At 73.4% G+C, this 10807-nt stretch carries 8 protein-coding genes; 7 read left to right on the plus strand and 1 reads right to left on the minus strand.

Annotated elements, in window-relative coordinates; translation table 11 throughout:
• Window positions 1-16: 16 nt before the first annotated feature.
• A complete protein-coding gene (locus ABD743_RS32425) occupies window positions 17-2287 on the minus strand; it encodes a hypothetical protein (RefSeq protein WP_344726599.1) in 2271 nt (756 codons plus the stop codon).
• A gap of 141 nt (window positions 2288-2428) precedes the next feature.
• Here ABD743_RS32425 and ABD743_RS32430 point away from each other — a divergent pair, with 141 nt between their 5' ends.
• The 7 genes from ABD743_RS32430 (at window position 2429) to rpmA (ending at window position 10772) form a co-directional block, all read left to right on the plus strand.
• Window positions 2429-4381, plus strand: coding sequence for a TIGR03960 family B12-binding radical SAM protein (locus tag ABD743_RS32430; RefSeq protein ID WP_344726601.1), 1953 nt, complete (start codon window positions 2429-2431; stop codon window positions 4379-4381).
• On the plus strand, window positions 4374-4892 hold the full coding sequence (locus tag ABD743_RS32435; protein WP_344726603.1) for a GNAT family N-acetyltransferase: 519 nt from the start codon (window positions 4374-4376) through the stop codon (window positions 4890-4892). The genes ABD743_RS32430 and ABD743_RS32435 overlap by 8 nt, the downstream gene beginning before the upstream one ends.
• Before the next feature lie 39 nt (window positions 4893-4931).
• Complete coding sequence (locus tag ABD743_RS32440) at window positions 4932-5813, plus strand: AraC family transcriptional regulator (protein WP_344726605.1); 882 nt, start codon at window positions 4932-4934, stop codon at window positions 5811-5813.
• Between the two features lie 59 nt (window positions 5814-5872).
• Complete coding sequence (locus tag ABD743_RS32445; protein ID WP_344726607.1) at window positions 5873-6670, plus strand: TIGR03936 family radical SAM-associated protein; 798 nt, start codon at window positions 5873-5875, stop codon at window positions 6668-6670.
• 166 nt (window positions 6671-6836) lie between these two features.
• Window positions 6837-10064 (plus strand): translation initiation factor IF-2 N-terminal domain-containing protein, encoded by a 3228-nt coding sequence (locus tag ABD743_RS32450; protein WP_344726609.1) that lies wholly within the window; start codon window positions 6837-6839, stop codon window positions 10062-10064.
• 129 nt (window positions 10065-10193) lie between these two features.
• Entirely contained in the window at window positions 10194-10502 is a 309-nt protein-coding gene (gene rplU, locus ABD743_RS32455; RefSeq protein ID WP_241037666.1) for a 50S ribosomal protein L21, read from the plus strand.
• Between the two features lie 12 nt (window positions 10503-10514).
• Complete coding sequence (rpmA, locus tag ABD743_RS32460; RefSeq protein WP_241037667.1) at window positions 10515-10772, plus strand: 50S ribosomal protein L27; 258 nt, start codon at window positions 10515-10517, stop codon at window positions 10770-10772.
• Window positions 10773-10807: the final 35 nt, after the last annotated feature.

The raw sequence follows: 10807 nt of genomic DNA on the forward strand, positions 1-10807 counted from the left end.
TCGTCCCCGCGCTGGGTCAGGGGAGGTCCACCCGGAGCACATCTCCGGTGTCGTAGGCCATCAGCCCGCCCTCGGCGGCGAAGAGCCCGAGCCCGGCCAGCCGCCGATCCTGGGCCACCACGGTGACGGCCCCGTCGGCGCCGACGGCGAGCACCACGTCGTCGGACACCACGAGCGGCCGCCCCGACCCGTCGAGCCCGACGGTGGCGCGCGGCAACGCCAGCGCCGCAGGGGCGACGCCTCGTGCCAACTGCACCGCCACCGGGGTGGTGTCGCCGCGGCGCTCGCCCGCGTCGATCACCGGTCCGAGAACCCGGTCGCCGTCGAGTGCGAGCAGCCGGCCGTCGGCGAGTACCCAGCCGCGGCCGTCGCTGCGGACCACCCCACCGTCGATCCGGCCCTCGATCGTGCGCACGGGCGCACCGCCGTCGATCCGGAAGGCGCCCTCTGGCGTGGCGAGCAGCGGCGGGCGGCCACCGAGGTCCGTGAGGAGGAACGCGTCGCCGCCCCCGGCGGGTGCCGGATCCGGGACGGGCGCGAACCGTTGCTCGCCCGCCGGGGTGGCGTGCACGAGCGTCCGGGGTGCGCCACCGGGAGGCGACTCGAGCCACCACACACCGCCGGAACCGTCGGGCCACACCTGGCCCCTCGTGCCGTCCGAGCGCGTTCCCACGGGCGTGCGGGTGCCGTCCGCGGCGACGACGGCCACCTCGCCGCCCGGCGCCCCGGCCGCCCACCGCCCGTCGACTCCGAGGGGGACGCCGAGCGAATCGCGTCCCGCCCGGGCCACCGGCACCAGCGTGACGGGCCGAGCGACAGCGGCGGGGCTCGGAACGCAGCCCGTCGGAGGTGCCGGGAGGTCGCCGAGCGCCGAGTCCGGTGCCGGGAGCCGCCACAGTGCAGGCCCGTCGGGGTCGAGGGAGGCCAGCACGACATCGCCGGACGGGGCAACCGCGATCGAGGTGACCGGGCCCGGGAGCGGGGACGGCACCGCGCGCAGCGCCCCGGAGGGATCCAGCCGGACCAGCCGGGCCGCGGCACCGTCCCCGGCGACGAACCAGATCCCGCCCGCGGCGTCGACGGCGAGCGGGCTCTGATGGGGGAGGAAGGTCGCCGGGCCGGACGCCGTGAGGCCGCACGACGGGTCGAGCCCGCCTGCCAGCACGTCCACCTCCGCGCGGGCGGCCGGCCCGCTGGAGATCCGTTCCAGGCGAACCCCGCCCGCCTGCGGGACGAAACGCAGGGCACCGTCGCGCAGCGGAAGCACCGCGGCGACGTCGACGGGCACGCTGTCGACCGGCCCGAGGATGAACACCACCGGGAGGAAGGTGCCGGCGGCCACCTGGGTGCCATTCCGTTCCGAGAGGTCGAGCACGCGTGCGGTGCCGGGCGGATCGCCCGTGGAGCGCAACCACATCGTGCCGTCCGGGCCGACCACGCTCGCGGCGCTCACCCCGTGCACGGTGACGGCGACGGGGTCCGTCGCGTCGAGCCCGGTGACGGTCACCTCTTCGGCGCCCGACCAACGCGCGACGCGGTTGCCGCCCACTCCGAGGATCGACGGGCCGGGCGTCGTCGGTGGGGCGTCAGGGGTCAGGGCGAGCACCTCGGCGCGTCCACGGGGGTCGACACCGGCGAGCCCGGCCCTGTTCGCGATGCCGACCCCGGCGTCGAGGGGCACGATGCGGGACTCGGGGGACGCTGGCAGCCCGGCGGTGCCGGTGCGCAGCTGCGGAGCGTCCAGTTCGGCGATGCGCACGAACGGTCCGGCACGGCGCTCGCCGGAGCCGGGTCCCGGTCCACCGGGAAGTACCGGCACGGCAACCGCGATGAGCACGAGCGCCAGGAGCGCGCCGAGGAGGAAGCGCGGCGTCCGGCCCGCGGCGAGCAGCACGGCACCGGTACCGGCGATGAGCGCGATCACGGCGCCGAGGGCCGCGCCCGAGCCCCACCCGGCCAGCACCGACACCCCGGCCGCGACGAACGCCGCTCCCGTCACCGCCACGAGCACCCGCGCCGCGACGGCCCAGCGTCCGCCGCGTCGGGCGTACAGGAGCACGACGGCAGCTGCGGCCACGACGAGCGCGACCAGCAGCGCAGCGCCTGCGGTGCCGATGACCTCCCAGCCCGACCAGCGCGTGGCCTCTCCCGGCACGGCGGGCCCGGTGCCGGTGAGCACCACGGGCCGGCGGGGTGCGGTCCACCACGGCAGCGGGAACGTCACCGCGGGGACGGCCACCAGTGCGGCGGCCGTGAGCAGGGCGGGTGGCGTGCGTCCGATCGTCATCGGCGCCCCCCTCGTTCGTCCGGGCGGTCACCGTACCCACCCGGCGACCGGAATGGGTGCCGCGCGGTCGACGGGCGCTTCGCCGGTGGGGCTACCCTGGATCAGCGTGACCGGCGACCTACTCCCACCTGTGGTGACGTGATGGCCCCCACCGTGTTCGCCGAGCTGGAACCGCTGCTGCCGAGGGTGTCCAAGCCGGTGCAGTACGTCGGCGGCGAGCTGAACGCACAGCTCAAGGACTGGGAGTCGGCTGCGGTCCGATGGGCGCTCATGTACCCCGACGCCTACGAGGTGGGGCTGCCCAACCAGGGCGTCATGATCCTCTACGAGCTGCTCAACGAACGGGCCGACGCGCTCGCCGAGCGCTGCTACTCCGTGTGGCCCGACCTCGAGGCGCTGATGCGCGAGCACGGGGTGCCCGCCTTCACGGTCGACGGCCACCGGCCGCTCGGAGCGTTCGACCTGCTCGGCGTGAGCTTCTCCACCGAGCTCGGCTACACCAACCTGCTCACGTCGCTGGATCTCGCCGGCATCCCGCTGCACGCGGCCGATCGCGGTATCGACGACCTGGTCGTGGTGGCCGGTGGGCACGCGGCGTTCAACCCGGAGCCGATCGCCGACTTCATCGACGTGGCCGCGATCGGCGACGGCGAGGAGGTGGTCGGGGAGATCACCGACGTCGTCAAGCAGTGGAAGGCCGAGGGCAGGCCCGGTGGTCGAGCCGAGCTGCTGCTGCGGCTGGCGGCCACGGACGGCTGCTACGTCCCGTCGCTCTACACCGTGACCTACGGCGACGACGGCGCGATCGCCGCGGTCACCCCGGTCGGGGAGCGCGTGCCGCGCACCGTCACCAAGCGCACCACCACCGACCTCGACTCGTGGCCGTACCCGAAGAAGCCGCTGGTACCGCTGGCCGAGACGGTGCACGAGCGCGCCTCCGTTGAGATCTTCCGGGGCTGCACGCGCGGGTGCCGGTTCTGTCAGGCGGGCATGATCACCCGGCCCGTGCGCGAGCGGTCCCTGGCCGGCGTCGGCGAGATGGTCGACTCCGCCGTGCGTGCCAGCGGGTTCGACGAGGTCGGGCTCCTGTCGCTGTCGAGCGCCGACCACTCCGAGATCGCGGAGATCACCAAGGGCCTGGCCGACCGGTACGAGGGCACGAACACGTCGCTGTCGCTCCCCTCCACCCGCGTCGACGCGTTCAACATCGACCTCGCCAACGAGATCTCCCGCAACGGTCGCCGCTCCGGGCTCACCTTCGCGCCGGAGGGTGGTTCCGAGCGGATCCGCCGCGTGATCAACAAGATGGTGTCGGAGGACGACCTGATCCGCACCGTCTCGGAGGCGTTCGCACAGGGCTGGCGGCAGGTGAAGCTCTACTTCATGTGCGGGCTGCCCACCGAGGAGGACGAGGACGTCCTGCAGATCGCCGACATGGCGCACAACGTGATCCGCGCAGGCCGGGAGGCGTCCGGACGCAACGACGTGCGGTGCACCATCTCGATCGGCGGGTTCGTGCCCAAGCCGCACACCCCGTTCCAGTGGGCCGCGCAGGCGCACCCCGACGTGGTCGACGATCGGCTGCGCAAGCTGCGCGCGGCCGTCAACAGCAACCGCAAGCTCGGCCGCAACGTCGGGATGCGCTACCACGACGGGCAGCCCTCGCTGATCGAAGGCCTGCTCGCACGCGGTGACCGCCGGGTGGGCCGGGTGATCGAACGGGTGTGGCGCGACGGCGGCCGGTTCGACGGCTGGAGCGAGCACTTCTCCTACGAGCGGTGGGTCGGGGCGTCGGCTGCGGAGCTGGAGCCGCTCGGCGTCTCGCTCGACTGGTTCACCACGCGCGAGCGCGGCCGTGACGAGGTGCTCCCGTGGGACCACCTCGACTCGGGCCTGGAGCGCGACTGGCTCTGGGACGACTGGCAGGACGCCCTGTCCGGCCGTGAGCAGGACGACTGCCGGTGGACGCCGTGCTTCGACTGCGGTGTCTGCCCCTCCACCGGCACGGACATCCAGGTCGGCCCGAGCGGCACGAAGCTCATCCCGCTGGCCGTCGTGAATCCGGTGGCCGGAGCCTCGGACGCGAGTGGCTGAGCGTCCCGGGTCCGGTCCGCAGGTCGCCATTCGAGTCGCCGACGAGCGCGATGTGGTCGCATTGGCCGGGCTGCGCCGCGCGTGGCTGGAGGAACGCACGGGCGAGCCGATCGACGACCCCGGGTTCGAGGCCGCCTTCGAACTGTGGTGGCGCGTGGAGCTGCCCCGGCGGACGTTCTGGCTGGCGGAGGTCGGATCGCCGCGCAGCGGCTTCACCGCCATCGGCTCGATCAACGTCGTCGAGATCGTGCACATGCCCCGGCCCGGCGCGCGGGGCGGGCGAATCGGGCACGTCGGCAACGCCTTCGTACTGGCTGCCTTCGCCGACCGTGGTGTGCCGGCGGCCCTGCTGGCTGCCGCGCTGGAGCACGCCCGCGACCGCCGCTACCGGCGGCTGCTGCTCGCCCCCACGGCCGACAGTGCGCCGTTCTACCGGCGGGCGGGCTTCGTGTCGGCGGGCGAGCAGTTGCTCATGCTCGACCCGTCGACCCTGCCGGCACCGCCTGCCTGAGCATCCGATCTCGCCCGCGGCACGGGAAGGGAGACCGGGGTGACCGAGTTCGACGCGCTGGAGCTGGACGAGAGCGCCCACTCGCGGCGCGTGTTCTGCAGCTGGGAGGACGCGGGCTGGCGGTCCTTGCTCCTGCGCCGCTTCGACGACGACCCGGTGGCCGAGGACGTGGTGGTGCCGCCGAGCGACGACCAGCAGCTCGTTCTGATGATGTCGGGCCGGGTGGCGATCGAGTCCGGCGCGGACGGACGCTGGCGGGGAGCCCGGTACGCCCCGGGGTCGGTCGGGCTGACTGCGCCGCACCGGCTCACGCGGCTGCGCTGGCGGAGCACGTCGCCGGAGCCGATCAACAGGCTCCACGTCCGTCTCCCGGGCGAGGTCCTCCGCCGGGTCGCGCACGAGATGTGTCCGGGGGAGGCGCCCCGGGCCGACTCGCTCGCAGTGACGGATCCCGTACTGACGCAGATGATGCTCGCCCTCGCGAACGCCGCAGCGGCCGGCGCGCCCGACCTGTATGCGGAGTCGGCGGCCGAGTTTCTCGCGGTGCACATCCTCGTGCACCACACCGGCCGGTTCCTCTCGCCGGCTCCACAGCGCGAGGACGTGCGCATCCGGCGGGTGCTGGATTTCATGCGGGACAATCTGCACCAGAACCTCACCCTGGCCGAGATGGCCCGCGAGGCAGGGCTGAGCACATTCCATTTCCTGCGCGTGTTCAAAGCGGCGACCGGACGAACTCCCCACCGCCATCTCACCGAGCTGCGCGTGGAGATCGCCCGGCATCACCTGGAGAACGGGTCCCTCCCCGTCGGCGAGATCGCCTACCTGTGCGGTTTCAGCAGTCCGGCCCATCTGTCGACGGTTTTCACCCGCACCGTCGGCACATCACCGTCGGCCTATCGGCGCCAACGGCGGGCATAGTCCGCAACGGGTGGGCGCCCACGGCGCGAGCGCCCGGCGGATGCTCGTACGCTCTGCGCATGGCCCGCGTGCGCCCCGGAGAGGCGGCGAACCCTGCTCCGCCCACCGTTCAGCGCGTACGGGTGCGGTTCGCGAAGCGCGGCCGGCTGCGCTTCCTCTCCCACCGCGACGTGGCACGCAGCTTCGAGCGTGCCGTGCGCCGCGCCGGCGTGCCGGTGGCGCACTCCCACGGCTTCAGCCCGCACCCGCGGTTGTCCTGGATCGGGGCTGCGCCCACCGGCTCGGCCAGTGAGGCGGAGTACCTGGAAATCGGCCTGACCCGACCTGTCGATCCCGCGGCGCTCGCCGGCGCGCTCGACGCGGCCCTGCCCGACGGCCTCGACGTGCTCGAGGCCGCGGTGGCCGACGGCGCTGCGCTGGCCGAGCGCATCGACGGCAGCCGCTGGCTGATCGAGCTCTCCGGCGTCGCGCCCGACGCCCTTCGGGCCGCGCTCGCGGCCCTGCTGGCCGAGTCGTCGGTCGTCGTCGAGCGGGTCACGCCGTCCGGGCGGCGGCAGATCGACGTGCGCGCTGCGCTGGTGCGTGCCGACGTCGTGGACGCCGCCGGCGGCGTCTCCTCAGGTCTCTCAGGTTCGACGTCGCCCGATCAGTCACCATCCTGTGCGATAATGGCAGTGGTCGTACGGCAGACGACACCCGCCGTTCGACCCGATGACGTGTTGGGTGCACTCGACGTTGTCGCAGGCCTCAGGCCGCCGGTGCCCGCGAAGGCGACTCGGATGGCTCAGGGACTGCTCGACCATCGAGGCGACTTGGCCGACCCACTCGGTCCCGACCGGGTCACCACCCGCGCCTGAAAGGGCGGGTCGGCTCGCCGGTCACGGCGCGTCGTCGAGTACACAGCCGCCCCCCGGGGCGGGAGCGAGACCAAGGATTGCTCGTCGCGCACCGCGCGGAGAGAAAGAACTGCACGTGTCCCCGCGTGGCCGCCTCTCAGGAGGCGCCCGGGGGCGGAGGAGCTGAATGTCGAATAACGATTCGCCTGCCGGTAGCGCCGGCGGGCCCGTCACCGTACCCGGCCTGGACGAACTGCCCGAGCGGATGCGGGTGCACGCGCTGGCGAAGGTGCTCGGGCGCACGAGCCGCGAGGTGCTCGCCGCGCTTGCCGACCTGGGCGTCGAGGCGCGCAGCGCGCAGTCGAGCATCGATCGGAAGTCTGCCGAGCAGGTGGTCACCGCCCTGCTGCCAGGCGTTCCGGAGTCCCCGGCCGGTCAAGCCGCGCCCGCGAGCGGCCCCGCTGAGCCCGCCGAGGGCACCGTCGAGGAGGAGCCGGCGGCCGAGGAGCCCGCGGCGCCGCTCACGCCGATCTTCGCTCCCCCCACGCCGCTGTTCCAGCCGCCCACCCGGCCCGCCCGCACCCGCCGTCGCGGAGGCGAGCCCGAGGCCGCGGCCGACGAACCTGGCCCGCCGGCACCCGCCCCCGAGCCGGTCAGCGCCCCCGAACCGGTCGCCGAGCCCGTCGCTTCCGAGGCCGGCGACGACTCCGACGAGGACGGCGACGGCAGCCGCCGCCGCAGGCGCCGTGGGCGCCGTGGGCGTGGCCGTGGACGCGGTGGCGACGGATTCGAGGACGAGAACAGCAGCGACGAGTCCGACGACAACGACGACTCGGCGGAGGCCGCCCAGGCCGACATCGGGGACACCGACACCGACACCGCCGACGCCGAGGGCTCCGGAGCCGAGTCGGATGCCGACCGCGACGACGACGGCGACCGGGACGGCGACGACGAGGCCGGCAGCTCGCGCCGCCGCCGCAGGCGTCGGCGCAGGCGTGGGTCGGGCGACGAGAGCGACCAGGCCGACGAGGCCGACTCGCCGAACACCGTCGTCCGTGTGCGCCAGCCGCGCGAGCGCTCCGACGACAGCAGCGATGGCGACGGCGTGCAGAGCGTGCGCGGTTCCACCCGGCTGGAGGCCAAGCGCCAGCGCCGTCGTGACGGCCGTGACGCCGGCCGCCGCCGCGTCCCGATCCTGTCCGAGGCCGAGTTCCTGGCCCGCCGCGAGTCCGTCGACCGGGCGATGGTCGTGCGGGAGCACGGCGACCGCGTCGAGATCGCGGTGCTCGAGGACGACGTCCTCGTCGAGCACTTCGTCACCGACCACGGCGGCACCGGGCCGTCGATGGTCGGCAACATCTACCTCGGCCGCGTCCAGAACGTGCTGCCGAGCATGGAGGCCGCGTTCGTCGACATCGGCCGTGGTCGCAACGCCGTGCTGTACGCCGGCGAGGTCGACTGGGACGCCGCCGGTCTCGGCGGCAAGGCGCGCCGCATCGAGCAGGCGCTCTCCAGCGGCGACAGCGTGCTCGTGCAGGTCACGAAGGACCCCATCGGTCACAAGGGCGCCCGGCTCACCACCCAGATCAGCCTGGCGGGCCGTTTCCTCGTCTACGTCCCCTCCGGCGGTGCCGCGGGGATCAGCCGCAAGCTGCCCGACGTCGAACGCAAGCGGCTCAAGGACATGCTCAAGGAGATCGTCCCGAACGACGCCGGAGTGATCATCCGCACGGCGTCGGAGGGCGTGAGCCACGAAGCGCTGGAGCGCGACGTCCGCAGGCTGCAGGCCCAGTGGGACGTCATCCGTACCAAGGCCGAGCAGACGGGCCCGAGCAAGCCCAAGGCCCCCGTGCTGCTCTACGAGGAGCCCGACCTGCTCCTCAAGGTCGTCCGCGACCAGTTCAACGAGGACTTCTCCCGGCTCATCGTCGAGGGCGACGACGCCTGGGACACCCTGCAGAACTACGTCGGGCACGTCGCGTCCGAGCTGGCCGACCGGCTCCACCGCCACGTCGGCCCGTCCGACGTCTTCGCCGAGTACCGCATCGACGAGCAGCTGCTCAAGGCGCTGGACCGCAAGGTCTGGCTGCCCTCGGGTGGCACGCTGGTGATCGACCGAACCGAGGCGATGACGGTCATCGACGTCAACACCGGCAAGTTCACCGGCTCCGGTGGCAACCTCGAGGAGACCGTCACCCGCAACAACCTGGAGGCGGCCGAGGAGGTCGTCCGCCAGCTCCGGCTGCGTGACATCGGCGGCATCATCGTCATCGACTTCATCGACATGGTGCTCGAGGCCAACCGCGACCTGGTGCTGCGGCGGCTCACCGAGTGCCTGGCCCGCGACCGCACGCGCCACCAGGTCGCCGAGGTCACCTCGCTCGGCCTCGTGCAGATGACGCGCAAGCGCGTCGGTGGAGGGCTCCTCGAACACTTCTCCACTCCCTGCGAGCACTGCCGCGGCCGCGGGGTGATCGTCAACACCGAGCCGCTGGGTGACCGGGGCGACTCCGGCCGGGATCGCTCGGAGCGTTCCGACCGGGACGTGTCCAGTCGCCGGCAGCGCCGTGGTCGCCGCGGCGACGGCGAGGAGCGCAACGGCCACGCCGGGCAGTACAACGGCCGCGTCGACGCCGAGCCCGCCACTCCTGTCGCCGTGCCGGCCGACGAGCCCGACCAGAAGCCGGACGCTTCCGAGGCCACGATCGACGTCGGTGCAGCGGCGCCGGTGACGGAGGACCTGTCCGCGGCCGATACTCCGGCCGTCGTCGATGCTCCTGTCGCGGCCGACGACACGGTGGTCGACGCCGCCGAGGTTGCCGACGCGCCGGTCGTCGATGCTCCGGCGGTGGAGCCGCCGACCGTCGAGGCGCCCGCCACCACCGGTCGCCGCGGCGGCCGCCGGATCGTCCGGCGTGGGGTGGTCGAGACGTCGCCGCAGGCACGGCCTGTCGACGTCGCAGCCGATGCCGTCGAGGAGGTCGTCGTCGAGCGCTCGCTCGCCGAGCGGACCGCGCCGGCCCCGGCCGAACTGCCTGCCGCCGAATCGCCCGCCTCCGAATCGCCTGTCATCGAATCGCCCGCGGCTGATTCGGCGGACGCCGGTGAGTCGGCCGGCGCCGATGCTCCGGCCGACGACATCGTTCCTGCTGCTCCCGAGCCCGTGGCGGAGCCGCGGCCCCGCCGACGGGGCCGGGTCACGCGCACGGCGGGAGCGCCCAGCCCGGTTGCCGGCGATGCGCCGGTGGCCGCCGTGGTCACGGTGCCGACGGGAGCGGCGAGCCAGCCGGTCGCGTCGGTCTCCGCACCGCCGCAGCCGGAGCCCACCCTCACCAGGCCGCGGCGCACCCGCCGTGCGGCCTCCCGCCCGGCCGGCCCGCCGACCGGCGGGGAGAGCGGGGGAGACCCGGTTTGAACCACCCCGTAGCCCTTCCGTACCCTGGGGTACCTGCGTCGCGCTCCGTCCGTCGGCTGCCGCGGCACTTGCAGAGCCACAGAGGTTCCGGTTCTGTCTCTCGTCCCACGAGCTAGGAGCAGTGCGTCGATGTACGCGATCGTCAAGACCGGCGGCAAGCAGTACAAGGTGGCCGTCGACGACGTGGTCACCGTCGAGAAGATCGACGGTGAGCCCGGTGCGGAGGTGAGCCTCCCGGCCGTGCTCCTGGTGGATGGCGACGACGTCACCACCGACGCGGCCGCGCTGGCCGCTGCGTCGGTCACCGCCACAGTCGTCGAGCACACCAAGGGCCCGAAGATCCGGATCCACAAGTTCAAGAACAAGACCGGGTACCACAAGCGTCAGGGGCACCGTCAGCCGCTGACGAAGGTCCAGGTCACCGGCATCGCGAAGTAAGGAGACGCAGCCATGGCACACAAGAAGGGTGCGTCCAGCTCACGCAACGGGCGCGATTCCAACGCACAGCGCCTCGGCGTGAAGCGCTTCGGCGGTCAGGTCGTCGGCGCGGGCGAGATCATCGTCCGCCAGCGCGGCACCAAGTTTCACCCGGGCACCGGCGTCGGACGGGGCGGCGACGACACGCTCTTCGCGCTCGTCGAGGGTGCGGTCGAGTTCGGCTACACCCGCGGCCGCAAGGTCGTCAACATCGTGCCGGCGTCGGCCTGAGGCCGGCACCACCCCAGTTTTTCTAGAGACGGCGG

Source organism: Pseudonocardia yunnanensis (assembly GCF_039534065.1).
GTDB lineage: Bacteria > Actinomycetota > Actinomycetes > Mycobacteriales > Pseudonocardiaceae > Pseudonocardia > Pseudonocardia yunnanensis.